Annotated in this window: 21 protein-coding genes; 10 read left to right on the top strand and 11 right to left on the bottom strand. The window is 40.0% G+C overall.

What is annotated here, in order from left to right; all coding sequences use genetic code 11:
* Positions 1 to 163: 163 nt before the first annotated feature.
* The 4 genes from Q8M41_RS17990 to Q8M41_RS17975 all read right to left on the bottom strand — a co-directional run bounded on the left by Q8M41_RS17990 (position 164) and on the right by Q8M41_RS17975 (position 2,793).
* Positions 164 to 574: a hypothetical protein gene (locus Q8M41_RS17990; RefSeq protein WP_305366696.1), complete on the bottom strand. Its 411-nt coding sequence runs from the start codon at positions 572 to 574 to the stop codon at positions 164 to 166.
* A gap of 11 nt (positions 575 to 585) precedes the next feature.
* Positions 586 to 945 (bottom strand): gliding motility protein GldC, encoded by a 360-nt coding sequence (gene gldC, locus Q8M41_RS17985; protein WP_305366695.1) that lies wholly within the window; start codon positions 943 to 945, stop codon positions 586 to 588.
* Between the two features lie 211 nt (positions 946 to 1,156).
* Positions 1,157 to 1,420, bottom strand: a complete 264-nt coding sequence (locus Q8M41_RS17980) for a hypothetical protein (protein WP_305366694.1) — start codon at positions 1,418 to 1,420, stop codon at positions 1,157 to 1,159.
* On the bottom strand, positions 1,417 to 2,793 hold the full coding sequence (locus Q8M41_RS17975) for a DEAD/DEAH box helicase (RefSeq protein WP_305366693.1): 1,377 nt from the start codon (positions 2,791 to 2,793) through the stop codon (positions 1,417 to 1,419). The genes Q8M41_RS17980 and Q8M41_RS17975 overlap by 4 nt, the downstream gene beginning before the upstream one ends.
* A gap of 230 nt (positions 2,794 to 3,023) precedes the next feature.
* Between Q8M41_RS17975 and Q8M41_RS17970 the strand changes: the two genes are divergently transcribed.
* Positions 3,024 to 4,358 (top strand): dihydroorotase, encoded by a 1,335-nt coding sequence (locus Q8M41_RS17970; RefSeq protein ID WP_305366692.1) that lies wholly within the window; start codon positions 3,024 to 3,026, stop codon positions 4,356 to 4,358.
* 28 nt (positions 4,359 to 4,386) lie between these two features.
* Here the strand turns inward: Q8M41_RS17970 and Q8M41_RS17965 are convergent, their stop codons facing one another.
* Positions 4,387 to 4,878, bottom strand: coding sequence for a DinB family protein (locus Q8M41_RS17965; protein ID WP_305366691.1), 492 nt, complete (start codon positions 4,876 to 4,878; stop codon positions 4,387 to 4,389).
* Between the two features lie 160 nt (positions 4,879 to 5,038).
* On the opposite strand from Q8M41_RS17965, the gene hscA reads away from it, so the two are divergent.
* The 3 genes from hscA (at position 5,039) to Q8M41_RS17950 (ending at position 7,969) form a co-directional block, all read left to right on the top strand.
* Positions 5,039 to 6,889, top strand: a complete 1,851-nt coding sequence (gene hscA, locus Q8M41_RS17960; protein ID WP_305366690.1) for a Fe-S protein assembly chaperone HscA — start codon at positions 5,039 to 5,041, stop codon at positions 6,887 to 6,889.
* 154 nt (positions 6,890 to 7,043) lie between these two features.
* Positions 7,044 to 7,400, top strand: coding sequence for a tetratricopeptide repeat protein (locus Q8M41_RS17955; protein ID WP_305366689.1), 357 nt, complete (start codon positions 7,044 to 7,046; stop codon positions 7,398 to 7,400).
* A 5-nt stretch (positions 7,401 to 7,405) separates the two neighbouring features.
* On the top strand, positions 7,406 to 7,969 hold the full coding sequence (locus Q8M41_RS17950) for a lipopolysaccharide assembly protein LapB (protein WP_305366688.1): 564 nt from the start codon (positions 7,406 to 7,408) through the stop codon (positions 7,967 to 7,969).
* 62 nt (positions 7,970 to 8,031) lie between these two features.
* On the opposite strand, the gene Q8M41_RS17945 is transcribed toward Q8M41_RS17950, so the two are convergent.
* From Q8M41_RS17945 to Q8M41_RS17930, 4 genes are all read right to left on the bottom strand, one after another.
* The gene (locus tag Q8M41_RS17945) at positions 8,032 to 8,343 is read right to left on the bottom strand and encodes a hypothetical protein (protein ID WP_305366687.1); all 312 of its coding nucleotides are present in this window, start codon (positions 8,341 to 8,343) and stop codon (positions 8,032 to 8,034) included.
* A 673-nt stretch (positions 8,344 to 9,016) separates the two neighbouring features.
* On the bottom strand, positions 9,017 to 9,622 hold the full coding sequence (locus Q8M41_RS17940; protein ID WP_305366686.1) for a riboflavin synthase: 606 nt from the start codon (positions 9,620 to 9,622) through the stop codon (positions 9,017 to 9,019).
* A gap of 17 nt (positions 9,623 to 9,639) precedes the next feature.
* Positions 9,640 to 11,124, bottom strand: coding sequence for an acetyl-CoA carboxylase biotin carboxylase subunit (gene accC / locus Q8M41_RS17935; RefSeq protein ID WP_305366685.1), 1,485 nt, complete (start codon positions 11,122 to 11,124; stop codon positions 9,640 to 9,642).
* Between the two features lie 57 nt (positions 11,125 to 11,181).
* Complete coding sequence (locus tag Q8M41_RS17930) at positions 11,182 to 12,216, bottom strand: low specificity L-threonine aldolase (RefSeq protein WP_305366684.1); 1,035 nt, start codon at positions 12,214 to 12,216, stop codon at positions 11,182 to 11,184.
* Between the two features lie 177 nt (positions 12,217 to 12,393).
* On the opposite strand from Q8M41_RS17930, the gene Q8M41_RS17925 reads away from it, so the two are divergent.
* A complete protein-coding gene (locus Q8M41_RS17925; RefSeq protein WP_305366683.1) occupies positions 12,394 to 13,293 on the top strand; it encodes an N-acetylglucosamine kinase in 900 nt (299 codons plus the stop codon).
* A gap of 51 nt (positions 13,294 to 13,344) precedes the next feature.
* On the opposite strand, the gene Q8M41_RS17920 is transcribed toward Q8M41_RS17925, so the two are convergent.
* Complete coding sequence (locus tag Q8M41_RS17920) at positions 13,345 to 13,827, bottom strand: DUF421 domain-containing protein (RefSeq protein WP_305366682.1); 483 nt, start codon at positions 13,825 to 13,827, stop codon at positions 13,345 to 13,347.
* A gap of 1 nt (position 13,828) precedes the next feature.
* Positions 13,829 to 14,308: a methylated-DNA--[protein]-cysteine S-methyltransferase gene (locus Q8M41_RS17915; RefSeq protein WP_305366681.1), complete on the bottom strand. Its 480-nt coding sequence runs from the start codon at positions 14,306 to 14,308 to the stop codon at positions 13,829 to 13,831.
* An 86-nt stretch (positions 14,309 to 14,394) separates the two neighbouring features.
* Between Q8M41_RS17915 and Q8M41_RS17910 the strand changes: the two genes are divergently transcribed.
* The 5 genes from Q8M41_RS17910 (at position 14,395) to Q8M41_RS17890 (ending at position 18,458) form a co-directional block, all read left to right on the top strand.
* Positions 14,395 to 15,057, top strand: coding sequence for a heme exporter protein CcmB (locus Q8M41_RS17910; protein WP_305366680.1), 663 nt, complete (start codon positions 14,395 to 14,397; stop codon positions 15,055 to 15,057).
* A gap of 12 nt (positions 15,058 to 15,069) precedes the next feature.
* Positions 15,070 to 15,735, top strand: coding sequence for a cytochrome c biogenesis protein (ccsA, locus tag Q8M41_RS17905; RefSeq protein WP_305366679.1), 666 nt, complete (start codon positions 15,070 to 15,072; stop codon positions 15,733 to 15,735).
* Positions 15,736 to 16,090: 355 nt separating this feature from the next.
* Positions 16,091 to 16,306: a CcmD family protein gene (locus Q8M41_RS17900; protein WP_305366678.1), complete on the top strand. Its 216-nt coding sequence runs from the start codon at positions 16,091 to 16,093 to the stop codon at positions 16,304 to 16,306.
* Positions 16,307 to 16,455: 149 nt separating this feature from the next.
* A complete protein-coding gene (locus tag Q8M41_RS17895) occupies positions 16,456 to 17,892 on the top strand; it encodes a Glu/Leu/Phe/Val dehydrogenase (RefSeq protein ID WP_305366677.1) in 1,437 nt (478 codons plus the stop codon).
* Between the two features lie 155 nt (positions 17,893 to 18,047).
* Positions 18,048 to 18,458, top strand: a complete 411-nt coding sequence (locus Q8M41_RS17890) for a cytochrome c maturation protein CcmE (RefSeq protein ID WP_305366676.1) — start codon at positions 18,048 to 18,050, stop codon at positions 18,456 to 18,458.
* Positions 18,459 to 18,460 lie beyond the last annotated feature (2 nt).

Here is an 18,460-nt window from a genome sequence, read left to right as displayed (position 1 = left end):
GTACGCAAATGAGGAGACTATTCAAAAATATATAAATGAACAAGGCCAAGAAAAGACTGCTTATAAGAAGTTTCATAGGGCACAATTACGGTTATTCGAATAACGCGATACCTCGAAGCTCTGCTTCGGGGTCATTCATTTTCTATACCTAATTTACTAATTATCAATGAATTTGAGTTTTTTTATTCTTTCCTGAAAAAAGTATCATTAAAAGAGCTCCGGAGCTTATTAATGCCCAGCCAATCCATCGGTAATGGATCATTCTGCTGGCAACACCCGCAAGCTTTTTCAATGGAATGAAATTAAAATAATTGCTTACTTTAAAGTATACCGCCCCAAAAGTAAAGGCCAGAACCAAAAGTAAAGTCCATCCACAAAAACGCAGCAGACCTCTTTTATTGCTTGCTGCAGCTATCAGTGAGAGAATAGCGAGCGAATAGACAATCGAAGCCAGTACCGTATCAAGATCCCAGTAATTCCAGTTACCGATAATTGGTATATGCAGCATTGGCATCATTCCCCCGGCAATAACCAGAAGAGCACCAATGATTCCGATGTAGTTTTTCAAGGTCATAGCATTTAGAATTAGCCTTTTAGTGCTGATTGCGGATTATTTCCTTCAGTAAGCTCCATTTTTTCAGCAAAATGAGCACAATAATCCCGAAGATCTTCTACAATTGCTTCTTCACCTGTTGCCCGTAAAAAACTGTCGCCCATAGTCTGAAGGGTCTCATAAAAAAAACGTTTCATTTCATCAACCGGCATATCCTTGGTCCAGAGGTCTATGCGAAGTGAGTTCTTATAATTATGATCCCATAAAGCCAGCATCATTGATTTTACAGGTAATGCTTCCTTATTTTGTGAGTCTGTAGATTCCCAAAGGATATTTTCGGGTACGTTTTGCTCGTCTAGTTCTATGGTAAGTTTTATTTCGGCTTTTTTCATTCTTAAGTTGTAAGTAGTAAGTTATAGGTTGCGCCAGCCTCATTGAGGCGCTAATTATTGGATTGTATTTCTTTGCGTTTAATTTTTTGTCTTTATCTGTTCTCAGTGATTCGTTATTTAAAGGTCTCAATATCTCTGCACTCAATTCTCTGTCATCCCGACGCAGGAGGGACCTTATCTAAATTAATCTCAACCCGATAGCTATCGGGTGTCAACTGAAAACATACAATTTAATCAATACCATCAAAACAGTTACAAAGATGAGAAATAGAAGTTCAATTAACCAAATGCGTTTTAGCTCTGCTATATATCTACGGAATACCTGATCGGTGATAAAACTCAGAATGAGCAGAATAATGAGCGGAATACTCCCTAACTCACGAAATCCGTTTTCATCCGGGAAAAGGAGCAGGTAGGCAATGCTTACAAGTAAGAGGGAAGAAACTATATTAAGCGGAGTTAAACGCAATTTCATTTTTTCCGGTCTTTTTTATGAACAGAGTCAAATTTGACACTTTTCTTTCTTCGTGCAGCACCGGGTTTATTATTTCTGACTTTGGCTTTAGGTTCTACCTTTGCTGATTTTGCCCCTTTCGAATTCTTTGCCTTTTTCTCATGGAATGCTCCTTTGAATTCGGGATCTTCTCTACGTTTTTGCAGATCAATTTCCCGGGCAATATTCTGACGTTCCTCATAGGGAGTATCATCGATGAATACATTTTCAGGCATTTCGGATATTGGGATGGTCTGACGGATCAGTTTTTCAATCTTTTCAACGTAATATTCCTCCGAAGGGCTGCAAAAAGTGATGGCATCGCCTGTTTGAAGGGCCCGACCGGTACGTCCGATCCGGTGAACATAATCTTCAATGATAATCGGAACATCAAAATTGATTACATGGCTTACATTGCTTACATCCAATCCGCGGGAAGCCACATCAGTTGCAACCAGAATTCGTATTTCCCCTTCCTTAAAGGCATTGATTGAATTAATCCGGGTGTTTTGTCCCTTATTGGCATGAATAACCCTTACCTGATCAGCACCATATCGACGTTCGAGGAAATGAAATATATTATCAGCTACGGTTTTTGTTTTACAGAAAACGATCAGGCGGGTAAAGTCCTCTGTATCTTTGAGTAAATGCTGAAGCAGGTTTAGCTTGGTTTTTAGATTTGGAACTTTATACAAAACCTGACTTACTGTTGCTGCAGGAGTCGCCTGCTCTGCTACCTCGATCACAGTGGGATGCTTCAGGAAATCGCCTGAGATCTTATGCACCAGTTCACTCATGGTAGCCGAAAACAGCAGATTCTGACGTTTTCTTGGCACCACTTCCAGGATGCGGTGTATTGAACCGATAAAGCCCATGTCCATCATTTTGTCAGCTTCATCCATCACAAGAAATTTCAGATTTTGAGTGTTGATATTTCCTTCAAGATATAAATCCAGAAATCGGCCCGGCGTTGATATGATGATATCCACTCCTTTTTTTAATTCAGCGATCTGAGTTTTGGGACCTAATCCCCCATAAAGCACAACAGTTCGCAGATCAGTATATTTAGCAAAGGTTTTTACATTTTCTTCGATCTGCATCGCCAATTCGCGGGTAGGGGCAATGATTAATGCCCTTGGATCATTTCCCTGAGCATATTTCAGCTTCATCAGAATGGGCAACACAAAAGCTGCGGTTTTACCGGTTCCGGTTTGCGCAATCCCCATAATATCCTGTCCGGATAAGATCGGCATGATCGCTTTTTCCTGTATTGGAGTTGGCAGGGTATAACCTGCATCCGCAACAGCATTCAGGATCTGCCTGTTCAGCTTAAAATCTTCGAAGGATAGTGACATCGTGCAAAGGTAGGGATTTGGAATTTAGATTAGGGCTTAAGAGGTCAGTTGTCTGTTGTCAGTTGTCTGAAAAATCAGCCAATTCCAAATCAGTGATTCTCTCTTATTAATCCTTGATTCATTATTTTTACCGCTTTCCCGAATTCAATGTGTATTTCCACCAATGTTGACAAAGAACTAAAGAAAATTATTCCGAAATTCGCATTTGTATATAAATCAAAACTCAAAGCATGTCCTCAATAATCATCAAATCTGCGACAATTGTAAATGAAGGCCGGACATTTATAGGGGATGTATTCATTAAAAACGGACTCATTGAACTGATCGGATCGGGCCTCAATATGGCTGCTGATAAGGTGATCAATGCCGAGGGGCTGCACCTTTTCCCGGGATGCATTGATGATCAGGTTCATTTCAGGGAACCCGGATTAACCCATAAAGCAGATATTTTTATGGAGAGCAGGGCGGCAATCGCCGGTGGGATTACCTCCTTCATGGAAATGCCCAATACTGTGCCCAATACCCTGACACAGCAATTGCTTGAAGATAAATATCAGATCGCAAGAAGGACATCTGCTGCCAATTATTCTTTCTTCATGGGAGCCGCGAATAATAACCTTGAACAAGTACTAAAAACAGATCCGAAAAATGTCTGTGGCATCAAAGTATTTATGGGTTCTTCTACAGGTAATATGCTCGTGGATAATGAAAAGACCCTGGATGGGATCTTTAGCCGGACATCCATGCTGGTCGCTACTCATTGTGAGGATGAGGCTACCATTCGGACAAATGCAGAGCGATTCAAACTTCAGTATGGAGATAATTTAACACCCGAAATGCATCCGCTGATCCGAAATGCTGAAGCCTGCTTTATTTCAAGTTCCCTGGCTGCGGGACTTGCAAAAAAGTACGATACCCGTTTGCATATTCTGCACATTTCTACAGCGATAGAGACCTCTCTTTTTGACAATTCTATCCCTCTTGAAAAAAAGCGGATTACCTCTGAAGCTTGTATTCATCATTTGTGGTTTTCAGATGCTGATTATGCTAAAAAGGGAAATTGGATAAAATGGAATCCGGCTATCAAAACTGCTGCCGACCGGGATGAGATATTTAAAGCGGTACTAGATGATCGGATTGATGTTATTGCTACAGATCATGCTCCGCATACAATAGAAGAGAAATCACAGCCATATTCCAAAGCACCATCCGGCGGACCATTGGTACAGCATGCACTGATTGCAATGCTTGAATTTTACAAGCAGGGTAAAATATCATTGGAGAAGATTGTTGAAAAAATGGCTCATAGTCCGGCAATCTGTTTTCAGATTGAGAATCGCGGATTCATCCGTGAGGGCTATTGGGCTGATTTGGTATTAGTCGATCTCAATAAGCGATCAACAGTTAACAGAGCGAATGTGCTTTCTAAATGTGGCTGGAGCCCATTCGAGGGACAAACGTTTGCATCATCAGTAGTAAGTACAATCGTATCAGGGAACCTGGTATACGAAAATGGTAAAATTACCGATGGGGTATTTGGGAAGAGGTTGGTGTTTAATAGATAAATTAAGGCTGACAGGGTTCCAAACCCTGTCAGCCTTCTCTCAAAAACATAATGAAATCACTTGCCGAATGGTCGGTATAACCCACATGCCTGAGCATGCACATCACTTGTCCGCGGTGAAAAGTTGAGTGATTCATGCAGTGAAGAATAATTTCTGCATTGTTTTGACTGAAAGTCTTGCCTTTCAAATTGATATATTCTGTACCAGAGAGGAAGAATTGATCGTCTTTTTCGGATATAAAATCGATAAAATCTGCTGAATTGGTTCTGATTCTTGTACAAATATCAGCAAAGCTTCTGGCAGCATCCAGATTATGCATATGAGGAATATTCTTTCCATTCAGGCGGGCAAGCCAGGTTTGCTCGGCATCTGCAATATGAAGTATGACTTTTTTGATGGTCTGATATTCAGCTTTTTTATTCGCAACGATTTCGGCCTCATCAACCCCCGACAGATAATTACACATTTTCTCATTCGCCCAATGATTGTATTGCAGGTAATTTAAAAGAAGTGTTTTCATAGTCCGGCTTTAGGTTAATTTAAAAATACGATTATTTAGATAGAAAACTGCCCCATGCTTTCTCAAAAACTAATCAGATTGTAATAAAATTTCAAATTAAGGGGAATAGTTCCGTATTGTGGCTAAACTGCATACCTTTGCGCCTTGTTGATAAGCAATTATGGCTAAAGTTTCTATTAATATTGCAACAGGTTCTGTACAGAAGGAAGAAATAATTGTTGGGATAGACCTGGGCACAACAAACAGTCTGGTCGCGTTTATTAATCCTGAGGGTCAGCCACAGGTAATAAATGATACCGGCAAAGGTGTGCTTGTTCCCTCAGTGGTACATTTTCAGTCGGAGGGGGGACTTATTGTAGGAAATGAAGCAAAAGAATTTTTAATATCCGATCCTCAGAATACCATCTTTTCCGTAAAACGACTCTTAGGTCGATCCTTTAAAGATATTCAGGAACATAGTAATTTATTTTCCTATAAAATTATTGACGACGATAGTGAAAGTCTGGTTAAGATCAAGGCTGGAGATAAATATTTTACCCCGATTGAGCTTTCGGGGATGATTCTGAAAGAACTGAAAGAAAGGGCTGAACATGCCCTGAAAACCTCGGTTAACAGGGCTGTAATCACCGTGCCGGCTTATTTTAATGATAGTCAGCGTCAGGCAACACGTGATGCAGGTAAACTTGCAGGGCTTGACGTTTTACGTATTGTTAATGAACCAACCGCAGCAAGTTTGGCCTATGGTATTGGCCTTGATCCTGAAGATGAAAAAATCATCGCTGTTTATGATTTAGGCGGCGGAACCTTCGATGTTTCTATTCTGAAAATACAGAACGGAATTTTTGAAGTCCTTTCAACCAACGGGGATACATTTTTAGGAGGAGATGATTTCGATAGGGCAATTGTGAATTACTGGATTGAACAGAATCAGTTAGGAGATAGGGCAAAGGGTTCTTCGCTTAATCAGGCGCTGCGTTTGAAAGCTGAAGAAGCAAAAAAAGCACTGACTACTCAGAATATTTTTAACGGTTTTGTTGATGACATTCCTTGTGCAATAACTAAACAAAAATTTGAAGATCTAATTCTTTCCCGTGTTGAGCAAACCATAACTTGCTGTAAAAATGCTTTGAAAGATGCAGGCCTGAAAACAACTGATATTCAGGAAGTTGTGATGGTTGGTGGTTCAACCCGGACGCCATTGGTTAAACAGATGGTTGCCGCATTCTTTGAGAAGGAAGTTCATGATCAAATCAATCCTGATGAGGTAGTTGCATTAGGTGCCGCAATTCAATCGGATATCCTTGCCGGGAATAGAAAGGATATTTTGCTGCTGGATGTCACGCCACTTTCACTGGGGATTGAAACCATGGGTGGACTTATGGACGTGATCATCCCAAGAAACGCAAAAGTACCCGCTAAGGCAGGACGGCAATATACTACCTCCATTGACGGGCAGATCAATATGAAAATCTCTGTTTTCCAGGGTGAGCGTGATCTTGTGTCTGAGAATCGGAAACTGGCCGAATTTGATCTGAAAGGAATTCCGGCAATGCCTGCAGGTTTTCCAAAGGTGGATATTAATTTCAGGTTGAATGCCGATGGAATTCTGACTGTTGAGGCCGTTGAATTGCGCTCGGGAGTAAAACAGGAAGTTGAAGTTAAACCAACCTATGGCCTTACTGACGAGCAGGTAGAAAAAATGCTGATCGACAGTATTGAAAATGCAAAGGATGATGTAAGCAGGAGAATGCTGATAGAAGCCCGTACAGAGGGAGAACAAATGGTCTATACCGTAGAGCGCTTTTTGGAAAAGAACAGCGAACAGGTTTCTGAACAGGAGGCAATTGATACTCAAAAATTAATTGGGAATCTCAAATCTGCTTTAGGCTCCGGCGATAAAGATCTGATCCATAAAAGCATTGATGAGCTAAATGAATTTACCCGGCCATTTGCTGAGAGACTGATGAATACAGCTATTTCTTCTGCCATGAAGGGGAAGGCGATAGAGTAGGATTGTTGTCTGTTATCAGTTGTCTGATGTCTGATGTCTGATGTCTGATGAAATACTGAGAGATTGAAATTTTAATTATTGTCATGAATCTTGGCTCCTGATTCTTTGTTCTATCAACTCTATTGAATAATTGAACCATTTCGGAGGTTTTTCTATGAGAATCATAGTATTGTTATCCATTTTACTCCTTTCACTGAAAGGTTCTGCCCAGAATGCAGCAGCGGATAATTTGCTGATACTTGAGCTTCTACAGAATCAGCGTTATGATGAAGCAGCAGAAACCCTAAAGAAGATCTATCCTGAACCTATTTATGATACAAAAATTCTATCCCGGATCGGCTACAGTTTAAGGATGGCAGGCAAATTATCTGAAGCAGAAACCTATTATCTGCGCATTCTTGAACAGGATCCTGCGGAAATTTCTTCGCTTTTCAGCATGGCAGGTATCAGTCAGCGTAAAGGTAATTTTGTAAAAGCAAAAGAGTATTACAAGCAGATTCTACCAATTTGATTTTGTTGCGGGGGAAAGCTGAGCTGGCTTATGCTATGAAAGACTGGAATGGAGTAACCGACATCTGCAGTGTCATCATCAGGGATGGTGACCGCAGTCCAAACATTGTTAAAATGCTTGAGGAAGCTTATTACTCAATCGGGAAGTACCAACAGGCAATCGATATACTGGAAGGCATGGAAGCCAATGATATGAAGACTGAGTCGACCCTGTATTTCATTGCAATGAGTTATAAAGCACTCAAAAACTATAACAAATCGGTTGATTATCTCAATAAAACGATAAAGGAATCAATTTCGACAAACACGGCTGGATATTATGCGCAGATAGGGGATGTGATGGAGAAAAGTCAATTGACCAGTAAGTCGCTCGAAGCCTATCAGAAAAGTCTCTTTTTTGATAATAAACCTCTGACTCTTTATACAATCGCAACGATTTACGATCAGAAACTGAAGCAGCCTAAAACTGCCCTAAGCTATTATAAAAGGTATATCAACTCAAAGCCTCCTGTTGAGCAGAAGGCTTATATTGAGTATTGTAATTACAGAATTTCTCAGTTGAGTAAATAGTATTAAATCAACAGATGAATTCTGTGCATTACCGCATATTCAGTCATCTGATGAGTATTTAATTAGTTTTTTGCTCCGCCTTCCATTGCTTCCCTGATCGCTTCCTGTTCTTTCAATCCTTCAATGTTGTTTTCCTTGCCATACACATCTTTAGCTTCTTCAAAGCTGATTAAGATCTCAGCGATTTTATCAAGATTGTCGGCAACATTCTGGTGCATTTCCGGAAGAATCCGCTCAAGTGTTTTATTCCCCAGGTCAAAATTGTCGATCTCAATTTTACCGATCTTTTGAACCAGTGCCGTCTGACTGTTTTTCAGATCTTCCAGCTCGTTCGTAATTTTCTCCATCAACTCAAATTTTTTCAGCTTATCCATAGTATTTCTATATTTTAAATATTAATACTGGTTAAGCAATTATACTGCCATTAATTTCGAAAAATTTAAGAGTTTGAGTCATAGATGTAATTGAGTTCTCAATGAGGATTTTATTTTAACCTGAGTTGGAAAAGAGAGGGTAAAATATTAAGTTAACTTGAACTCGACATAATATTTTAAAAACCGCATAGAAACATAGCATTTTATAGCTTCTAACCTAAATTTTAGACACAGATAGCCTTGAAGCTTCGCTTCAATCTATGTGATTTACAATCTATGTTTCCTTTAAAGCATAATAAATTCAATCTATGTGGTTAAATCTTAATCGTTAGATAGTTTAATATCGAACTCAGTTAAGTTATAATTGGTCATATAATGCCTAGGAATCAAGATAATTTGTTTTTTGAAACCAATACCCGTGTATTATAGGCTAGTTCAGCCCTTTCCTCCGGAGTATTTCCGGCAGGAAATCGCGTTTTATTTCAAACTACCAATAGCCGGAAGCTACCTCCTCCGGTAAGGTTTATTTTACTCGGAGCTGTATTTCATTGGGACGAGCCTGGCAAAAGGATCATTTGCCATTTGATGTAAACTCTAAGGGGGTGGCCTTGTTTTATGCTCAAGAAATTTTATGTGATTGGAGATGCCTCACGCACGTGTTCTGTCTCATATCTCACATCTCCCATCTCATATCTTTTTGACGGGTTAAGCGGGCAACGTATTTTCCGATAATATCGAATTCTAAATTTACAATATCACCAATCCTGAGGCTGTTCATATTGGTATGTTCATAGGTATAGGGTATTATCGCTACAGAAAAAGAATTTTCTTTTGAGTTAACAACTGTCAAACTAATACCGTTTACACAGATTGAGCCCTTTTCGACAGTGATATTTCCGATTGCCGCATCATAGCTAATTGTATATTCCCAGCTACCATTCTTCTCGATTACTTCAGTGCAAATACCTGTCTGGTCTACATGGCCCTGAACAATATGCCCATCAAGCCGGCCATTCATCTGCATACAGCGCTCCAGATTCAACAGATCTCCTTCTTTGAGTTTTCCCAGGTTTGACTTATTTAAAGTTTCTGATATTGCTGTTACGGTATGTGTGCCATCAGCGAGGGCGACCACAGTTAAGCAAACACCATTGTGAGAAACCGACTGATCTATTTTCAGTTCGTTCGAAAGGTCAGATTCAATGATAATCTCTAGATTATCCTGATCCCTTTTCAGATTAGAGACTCTGCCTATTGTTTCGATGATGCCGGTAAACATTTTTTATATTTTAAGATTTAGTACGATTTTCTGTTTTTGTGCCAGGAAGATACTACAGGAGTTTGATTGGTATTTGTTATGGTAATGCTTTTTTGCATCATAAACTCCGCCCCGATTAAAGCTGCGATCATTGCTTCTTCCTCATTTTCAGTGCTCAAATATTCAGGACGGAAGTACTTGCCTACGAAATGTGTGTCAAACTTACCCGAAATAAATGCTTCATGCTGCATCACAAACTTCCCAAAAGCCAAAGTGGTCTGAATTCCGGTGATGTGGTATTCATCTATCGCTCTGATCATCCGTTCAATAGCTTCAGTCCGGTCTTTGCCATAAGTTACCAGTTTCGCAATCATCGGATCATAATAAATAGGTATTTCCATGCCCTGTTCAAAACCATCATCTACCCTCACTCCCGGACCTTTTGGTGTGATATAAGTTTGGAGCCTGCCAATATCAGGGAGGAAATTATTTGCAGGATCTTCGGCATAAACTCTTACCTCAATTGCATGACCCCTAATCTTCAGATCTTCCTGTTTGAAACTTAATTTCTCGCCTCTGGCTATTTTGATTTGTTCCTTAACCAGATCGATGCCGGTAATCATTTCAGTTACCGGGTGCTCAACCTGCAAACGGGTGTTCATTTCCAGGAAGAAAAAATCAAGGTTCTCATCCAGAATAAATTCGACGGTCCCGGCTCCTGTATAATTGCAGGATCTAGCCGCATTTACTGCGCTTTCACCCATTTTTTGTCTTAATTCTTCGCTCAGAATGGATGATGGGGCTTCTTCAACAACTTTCTGATGTCTTCTTTGAACTGAACAGTCGCGCTCAAACAAATGAACAATATTGCCATGATTATCACCCAAAACCTGAATTTCTATGTGACGTGGAGAGGAGACATAGCGTTCAATAAATACAGATCCATCTCCAAATGCCGAAGTGGCCTCAGATACAGCGAGATCCATTTGCTCGACAAAATCAGCAGGCTTTTCTACAATACGCATACCCTTGCCACCACCACCGGCAGCAGCTTTGATGAGGATAGGGAAACCGATTTTCTGAGCTCTGTTTTGAGCGATCTGAATATCTGTTACTGCTTCCTCTGTCCCGGGAACCATAGGGATATTGTATTTCATTGCTGCAGCTTTTGCCGACAACTTATTTCCCATGATCTCCATCGCTTCCGGAGATGGTCCGATAAGTGTCAAACCGGCTTCTTTTACCATTCTGGCAAAGGCAGCATTTTCAGAAAGAAAACCATAGCCCGGATGAATACCCTGAGCACCTGTTCTGATACAGGCTTCTATAATTTTTTCTCCCGAGAGGTATGATTGGGAAGAGGGGGCCGGACCAATACAAATAGCTTCATCGGCATATCTTACATGCAGTGCATTGCGGTCGGCTTCTGAGAAAACCGCCACGGTTTTGATTCCCATTTCCCTTGCTGAACGCATGATGCGCAGCGCTATCTCTCCCCGGTTGGCTATCAGGATCTTTTCCATGTACAAATGTAAGTTTTTAGGCGCTACGCTGATTGGGCTAATTCGATCTCAAAGAGTTCAGTGCATTTTCTTCAAAACATCAAGGGTGTATCCTATTTGATCATCACTGATATCCAGGTGCGTAACGAACCGGATCATTTGCTTGCCGAAGGTATTACACTTTACTCCATGATGTTTTAATTTTTCAACAAATTCATCCGGATTATGTTTTTTGTCGAGTTCAAAGATCACAATATTCGTGTCTGCGGGCATAATACTGCTTACAAATGGTAAACTGATCAGCGTTTCAGCCAGTGTTTTAGCATTCTTATGATCCGTTTTCAGGCGATCAATATGATGGTCGAGAGCATAGATTCCGGCTGCTGCCAGATAACCTGCCTGCCGCCATCCACCGCCCAATGCTTTGCGAATCCTTCTTGCATGATAAATGGTTTCCCTGCTTCCTAAGAGCACAGATCCAACAGGGGCACCCAAACCTTTTGATAAACAAACGGATATCCCATCAAACATTCTTCCATACTCTTTGGGATCATCCAACGACTCAGCCAGAGCATTAAAGATCCTGGCTCCATCCAGATGCAGGTAAATGTTTTTTAAGCGGCATAAATGGTAGATTGGTTCAATCTGATCCAGAGTATAAAAACTTCCACCACCACGGTTTACTGTATTTTCAAGAATAACCAGGCTGCTTTTTGGATAATGAACATTATCAGGATTTATATGTGGTTCGATCAACTCGGCACTAAGTCTGCCCCGGTCGCCGTATAGCAAACGGACAGAAGCCATTGAATTATAGGCAATTCCACCGCCCTCATACCGATATACATGAGCGGTTTCGTCACAGATTACCTCTTCCATTGGATTGGTAAAACGTTTGATCGCAATCTGATTCGTCATGGTCCCGGAAGGACAAAAAAGGGCATCTTCCATGCCAAAGATTGCTGCAGTTTTCTCCTGCAATGCATTGACAGTTTCATCTTCTTCAAATACATCATCTCCGACCTTTGCACTAAACATAGCCTCCAGCATTCCTGGTGTTGGCCGCGTAACGGTATCACTTCGCAGGTCAACGATCATTTTATTCTCATTCATGCCTAAAATTATATTTTATCCTTGTGATAAGGAATTTTTTTTGTCAGATTAAACATTTTCTACTCCAAATTTTTCATTACCATTGAAAAAGAGGAGATTGCCCCGATATTTAATTGTGTACTCTTGACAATTAGTATAAATTCATACATTTAGCTTTTTAAAAATATTTATAATACTATGATCATTATTGCAGATGGAGGGTCTACCAAGACCAATTGGTGTTTATTGAATAAATCTGGTCAAAAAATCTATTTTAATACCGAAGGATACAATCCATATTTTGTAAGTGCTGAGTATATAATTAATTCACTCAGGAAAGGATTACCAAGCGATCTCGATCTTTCTGATATTCATGAAGTGAATTATTATGGTGCCGGTTGTTCTACTGAAGATAAGGTACAGATAGTTGAAGAGGCTATGTCTGCAGTATTTAATAAAGCCAGTATTTATGTTGGACATGATCTTCTTGCTGCAGCACGGGCATTACTTGGTTTAGATAGTGGTTTTGCCGCTATTTTAGGAACAGGAACAAATACTGGTCTTTATAATGGTAAAGAGATTTCATTAAATATTGACTCTGCGGCCTATATTCTTGGTGATGAGGGTAGTGGTTGTGATATTGGTAAAAAATTACTCACTGATTATTTAAGGGGTTACATGCCCGAAGTGGTCAGAGAGCGCTTCTGGGAAACTTATAAGCTGACTCCTGATGAAGTGACTGACAATGTTTATACCAAACCATTGGCAAATCGTTTTTGTGCCAGCTTTGCCAAGTTCGTATACGATAATAATGTTCATGCAGAATATTCACGAAATATTGTAAAAACATCTTTCGTTGATTTCTTCGAAAACCTGGTTACACACTATCCTAACTACAAGGATTATACATTTAATTGCATAGGTTCTGTCGGATATAATTTCAGAAACGTACTCGAAGAAACTGCTACAGAGTATGGTATGAAAGTGGGTAAAATTATCCGATCACCAATAGATGATCTTGTGCGTTATCATGTTGAATTGGCACCAAGGGGCGGTGCGGATCGAGTCCGCACTGACATCGGATCAAGTCCGCACTGAATCGGATCAGGTCTACGCTGACAATGGCTTTAGGCCGCATTGAAATCGGACTTAATTTTTAACGTTGTCATTGCGGACTTGATCCGCAATAACACTAATATTACCATCAACTTCAAGGATAGCAAGTTTGACATCTTTGTAAGAATCAATTCCATGTTCTCTGATCGCTTCTTCCAACTCATCCATGCCGATGCTTTCCTGATGTAGGTGAGCTATATCAATCTTGCCCTGATAAACGAGTATGACAGGTTTGCCCTCGATCAGCTCCTTTACAGATGATGAACGGTACATTATAAGCTTCATCAGATAGTTTAGGCAGAATAAAACACTTGCCGCAACGAGTCCTCCGGGTAAACTTGAGTTGGAACCTACCATTGAGTTCTGTACCGAGTTACTGATCAAAACAATAAATACCAGGTCTGTTGTTGAAAGCTGCGACAATTCTTTTTTGCCAAAGAATCGTATAGCTAATACCATAAAGAGGTACACTCCAATGCACCTTAAAATTATATCCAGGTAAGGATTGATATCCATTTTAGAAAGTTAAAGTTGACTGGCCAGTAGAGGTCATTTTTGCTTCATGTTCAAGCAACCATTTTTTACGCCATAATCCTGCTGAGAAACCAACCAGATCGCCGTTGCTGCCAATTACGCGATGGCATGGAACGGCAATCATCAGATTATTGCGGCCATTTGCCGATGCGATGGCACGTATGGCTAAAGGGTTTTTCATTCTTTTTGCCAAGGCTGCATAACTTATGGGTTTGCCGGCATCGATTCTCCTGAGTTCATCCCATACCTTTTGTTGAAAATCAGTGCCGGGTTGAGCCATTGGAAAATCGAAATCTTTTCTTTTTTCCTCAAAATACTCTCTGAACTGCTCTTTTGCCATTTCCGAGAGTTCATTCGGATTCTCCAAAGGCAGTTCTGATGGAAAACCTATGGCACATATCTCAAGCTCACTGGCCTCAATGACCATTTGTCCGATAGGGCTATCAAATATTGAAAAAAACATGACACAAAATACAAAGAAATATTCGATTCATTTATTGCACCTGAATGAATACCCGAAACTGAAAAGCAAATTCTATATTTGTTGCAATGGATTTATTGAATCAGGTTAAATTTCTGATCCGTAAGGAAATCATGCTCGAATGGCGTTCAAAATATGCATTGAATGGCATTTTACTCTATGTAGTTTCAACAGTTTTTGTGTGTTATCTGGCTTTTCGCGAGATAACAAGTCCGCCAACCTGGAATGCCCTCTTCTGGATCATTATGCTTTTCGCTTCAGTGAATGCAATTACCAAAAGTTTTATACAGGAAAGCAGGGGAAGGCAATTGTATTACTATACGATCACCAGTGCGCAGGCGATCATCATCTCCAAGATCATTTATAATATCTTTCTGATGCTTTTGCTCTCTGCTATCGCACTGGGTTTTTATACCCTGGTATTTAAAAATCTGCTGGGAGATCCACTATTTTATTTTTTTGCAGTTCTTTTGGGCAGCATCAGTTTCGCATCTGTCTTTACGATGATCTCGGGGATTGCCTCCAAAGCAAACAACGCGGGGGGGCTCATGGCCATATTAAGTTTTCCGGTAATAATACCCCTACTGGTTGTCCTGATTAAGTTATCGAAGAATGCAATGGACGGTTTGGACAGATCAGTATCTTATAATGAAATCGGTGTGCTGATAGCCATAAATATCATTGTGATCACTACTTCTTTATTGTTATTTCCTTACCTTTGGCATGATTAATTCAAATTCATTATGAATAAAAACTGGTGGAAAATCCTGGCCACAGTTCTTGTGCTTTACTCAATTATTGCGGGGTTTTTATTTCATGTGCCGGCAAAGCCGATTTTAAACGAAACTATTCGGAATATCCATTTTCATGTACCAATGTGGTTTGCGATGATCGTCATGCTTACCGTTTCCTTCATTTACAGTATCCGCTATCTGAGCTCAGCTAATGAAAATGATGATCTGATGGCCGTAGAAAGTGCCAATGTCGGAATCATTTTCGGTATTCTGGGTCTGGTTACTGGTGCAGTATGGGCTAAATATACCTGGGGTGAAGCCTGGAGCAATGACCCGAAACAAAATAGTGCGGCAATTGCCCTGCTTGTTTATCTGGCTTACCTCGTGCTAAGAAACTCACTTGAGGAGGAACAGAAAAGAGGCAGGATCTCAGCAGTATATAATATTTTCGCATTCCCTATCATGGTGGTACTGCTGTTCATACTTCCGCGCATGACCGACTCGCTCCACCCTGGAAATGGAGGTAACCCTGGATTTAATACCAAGGATATGGCACCAGAGTTACGCCCGGTATTTTATCCGGCAGTATTGGGATGGATTTTGATCAGTACATGGATTACAACCATCAGGTATAGGATACGGAAGGTTGAGAACAGGCAAAACTTAATTAATTGAGAATTGAGAATTGAGAGTGGAGAATTGAGCGTGAAATACAGTAGGATGTCATCCCGATGCAGGAGGGAACTTAGCAGCTAAGTTGACAGGTTATAATTGGATAACATATTTGATATTTAGTAGAATTTGAGAATTGAGAGTGGAGAATTGAGAGTGGAGAATGATCGTGAAATACAGGAGGATGTCATCCCGACGCAGGAGGGAACTTAGCAGCTAAATTGATACCCGATAGCTATTAGGTTGACAATTGGAGAACATATTTGATGTTTAATTTACTGACAACAGACAACTGATAACAGACAACCACTTTTTAGAAGTGTTAAATACAAAAAACTAAGAAATCAATTTCGGTACGATGAAAAAATTTATCCTTACACTAGCCTTAATTCTGTCATTTACTTTAAACCTTCTGGCACAGAATTCCAATGGGGTTGAGATGGCTGATTCCCTGAGAAGTTCCGGAAAGATTTATGTTGTGGTACTGGTTATTTCAGTCGTCTTCATCGGATTGGCTATTTATCTCTTTTCCATTGATAGCCGATTGAAAAAAATTGAAAAACAGAAGCAATAAATATACCTTGTTTAAGTTCTTTAAATAAGGTTTATACCTGCTTATTAGATATTGTATCCTATACACTAAGTAATTTTCATTTTTAGTATCGGTTTATTTCTATCAACTTTGCAGCAAATAACCAATTATTCAAATTAATTTATTTTCTTATGGCTAAGTCTATAGACGCAGCGCACTCAGAAACTTCGTTTTTTGGTGACGTTTGCCAGTTTTTTGATCATGCAGCACAATTTACTTCCCACCCGGAAGGATTACTTGACCAGATCAGGTCATGCAATAGTGTTTATCGTTTCCGTTTCCCAATCCGTCGTGAGAACGGTTTTGAAGTAATTGATGCCTGGAGAGTAGAGCATTCTCATCATAAATCACCAACAAAGGGTGGTATTCGATATAGCGAGATGGTGAATGAGGATGAGGTGATGGCACTTGCAGCACTCATGACTTATAAGTGTGCGATTGTAAATGTTCCTTTCGGTGGTGCAAAGGGGGGGATTAAGATTAAAACGAAAGATTATTCTGTTGCAGAACTTGAAACCATCACCCGGCGATATACTGTTGAATTAATTAAAAAGAATTTTATTGGTCCCGGTATTGATGTTCCTGCACCGGATTATGGTTCAGGTGAACGTGAAATGAGCTGGATTGCCGATACCTACCAAACAATGAATCCGGGGCAGCTGGACGCATTAGGTTGTGTTACCGGTAAACCGATTGCATTGCATGGTATTGCCGGACGAAGGGAAGCAACCGGTCGTGGGGTAGCTATTGCTGTGCGCGAATGTGTTGATATAACCGAAGATATGAATAAACTCGGCCTCAGTACAGGTTTGTCAGGTAAACGGGTAATCGTTCAGGGATTGGGAAATGTAGGTTACCATACCATCAAATACCTGATTGAGTTTGGTGCTACAGTTGTTGGTATCTGTGAGTTTGAAGGAGCGATTTACAATCCTAACGGACTTAATCTTGATGAGGTATTCTACCATCGCAATACTACTGGTTCGATTCTGGGATTTGCCGGATCAACAAAAGAATTCAACAATTCTGCGGAAGGTCTGGAACAGGAATGTGATATTTTAGTGCCTGCTGCGCTCGAAAATCAGATCACGATAGCGAATGTGGCTAATATTAAAGCAAAAATTATTGCTGAAGCTGCCAACGGGCCAACTACTCCGGATGCAGCCGATTTTCTTATCAAAAAGGGCTGTATTTTAATCCCTGATATGTATTGTAATGCCGGTGGTGTTACGGTTTCTTATTTCGAATGGCTTAAAAACCTTTCGCATGTAGCATTTGGACGTATGGATAAGCGGTATGAAGAAAATGCCAATCAGAATCTGGTCAATATGGTAGAAAAGATCACAGGTATTTCCCTTGATTCGGCTCAGAAGAGCATTATTGTTAAAGGAGCTACTGAGCTTGAACTAGTTAATTCCGGACTCGAAGACACCATGATCCGATCTTATCATGAGATACGAGATATACAAATGGCAAACCCTAAGATTGACGGACTCAGAACTGCGGCATTCGTTGGTTCTATCGATAAAGTTGCCATTTCTTATATGAATATGGGAATCTGGCCCTGATCAGAGCTGTTTAAGCATGCAAAGGGAGGCCGTAAGGTTTCCCTTTATTATTTAGAATGATTCTAATATAGAAACATTCTTGTTATATTGACTAATAATTGAACTATTTAGTACTTTTGTAATCGCATTTAATTAGGATTATTTAAAAGCATTATATGAAAAAGAGTTCCATCGCCGGCATTGTTATCATCGCATTAGCAATTGGTATTATAATCAGTACATATGCTGATTCAAGTACCTATGGATCATTTGCTGATGCCACAGAAAGCAGTTCAGAGTTACATGTTGTTGGACAACTTAATAAGGAAAAAGAGCTTTTTTATAAACCACAACAGGACGCCAATTATTTTGCATTTTATATGAAGGATAATGAGGGGAAAGAGTGTAAAGTGGTATTTAATGGCTCCAAGCCGCAGGATTTTGAACGTTCTGAACAAATTGTATTAACGGGAAAAATGATTGGTAGTGAATTTCATGCTTCAAAAATATTAATGAAGTGCCCTTCTAAATATACCACGGATGAGGTGGAGGTTACTGAAGTGACTGCTACATCCGCAAAAATCTAAAT

Origin of the sequence: Daejeonella sp., assembly GCF_030684675.1 — a bacterium.
In the GTDB taxonomy this organism is placed as follows: Bacteria; Bacteroidota; Bacteroidia; order Sphingobacteriales; family Sphingobacteriaceae; genus Daejeonella.
The sequence above is the reverse complement of the archived record's forward strand: the minus strand, read 5'-3'. Positions and strand labels throughout refer to the sequence as shown.

What these genes read in the sequence shown, in the direction of transcription:
- Q8M41_RS17990 (WP_305366696.1), bottom strand. Translation starts at nt 574, where the DNA reads ATGACCTTGAAAAACTACATCGGAATCATTGGTGCTCTTCTGGTTATT.
- gldC (WP_305366695.1), bottom strand. Translation starts at nt 945, where the DNA reads ATGAAAAAAGCCGAAATAAAACTTACCATAGAACTAGACGAGCAAAAC.
- Q8M41_RS17980 (WP_305366694.1), bottom strand. Translation starts at nt 1,420, where the DNA reads ATGAAATTGCGTTTAACTCCGCTTAATATAGTTTCTTCCCTCTTACTT.
- Q8M41_RS17975 (WP_305366693.1), bottom strand. Translation starts at nt 2,793, where the DNA reads ATGTCACTATCCTTCGAAGATTTTAAGCTGAACAGGCAGATCCTGAAT.
- Q8M41_RS17970 (WP_305366692.1), top strand. Translation starts at nt 3,024, where the DNA reads ATGTCCTCAATAATCATCAAATCTGCGACAATTGTAAATGAAGGCCGG.
- Q8M41_RS17965 (WP_305366691.1), bottom strand. Translation starts at nt 4,878, where the DNA reads ATGAAAACACTTCTTTTAAATTACCTGCAATACAATCATTGGGCGAAT.
- hscA (WP_305366690.1), top strand. Translation starts at nt 5,039, where the DNA reads ATGGCTAAAGTTTCTATTAATATTGCAACAGGTTCTGTACAGAAGGAA.
- Q8M41_RS17955 (WP_305366689.1), top strand. Translation starts at nt 7,044, where the DNA reads ATGAGAATCATAGTATTGTTATCCATTTTACTCCTTTCACTGAAAGGT.
- Q8M41_RS17945 (WP_305366687.1), bottom strand. Translation starts at nt 8,343, where the DNA reads ATGGATAAGCTGAAAAAATTTGAGTTGATGGAGAAAATTACGAACGAG.
- Q8M41_RS17940 (WP_305366686.1), bottom strand. Translation starts at nt 9,622, where the DNA reads ATGTTTACCGGCATCATCGAAACAATAGGCAGAGTCTCTAATCTGAAA.
- accC (WP_305366685.1), bottom strand. Translation starts at nt 11,124, where the DNA reads ATGGAAAAGATCCTGATAGCCAACCGGGGAGAGATAGCGCTGCGCATC.
- Q8M41_RS17930 (WP_305366684.1), bottom strand. Translation starts at nt 12,216, where the DNA reads ATGAATGAGAATAAAATGATCGTTGACCTGCGAAGTGATACCGTTACG.
- Q8M41_RS17925 (WP_305366683.1), top strand. Translation starts at nt 12,394, where the DNA reads ATGATCATTATTGCAGATGGAGGGTCTACCAAGACCAATTGGTGTTTA.
- Q8M41_RS17920 (WP_305366682.1), bottom strand. Translation starts at nt 13,827, where the DNA reads ATGGATATCAATCCTTACCTGGATATAATTTTAAGGTGCATTGGAGTG.
- Q8M41_RS17915 (WP_305366681.1), bottom strand. Translation starts at nt 14,308, where the DNA reads ATGTTTTTTTCAATATTTGATAGCCCTATCGGACAAATGGTCATTGAG.
- Q8M41_RS17910 (WP_305366680.1), top strand. Translation starts at nt 14,395, where the DNA reads ATGGATTTATTGAATCAGGTTAAATTTCTGATCCGTAAGGAAATCATG.
- ccsA (WP_305366679.1), top strand. Translation starts at nt 15,070, where the DNA reads ATGAATAAAAACTGGTGGAAAATCCTGGCCACAGTTCTTGTGCTTTAC.
- Q8M41_RS17900 (WP_305366678.1), top strand. Translation starts at nt 16,091, where the DNA reads ATGAAAAAATTTATCCTTACACTAGCCTTAATTCTGTCATTTACTTTA.
- Q8M41_RS17895 (WP_305366677.1), top strand. Translation starts at nt 16,456, where the DNA reads ATGGCTAAGTCTATAGACGCAGCGCACTCAGAAACTTCGTTTTTTGGT.
- Q8M41_RS17890 (WP_305366676.1), top strand. Translation starts at nt 18,048, where the DNA reads ATGAAAAAGAGTTCCATCGCCGGCATTGTTATCATCGCATTAGCAATT.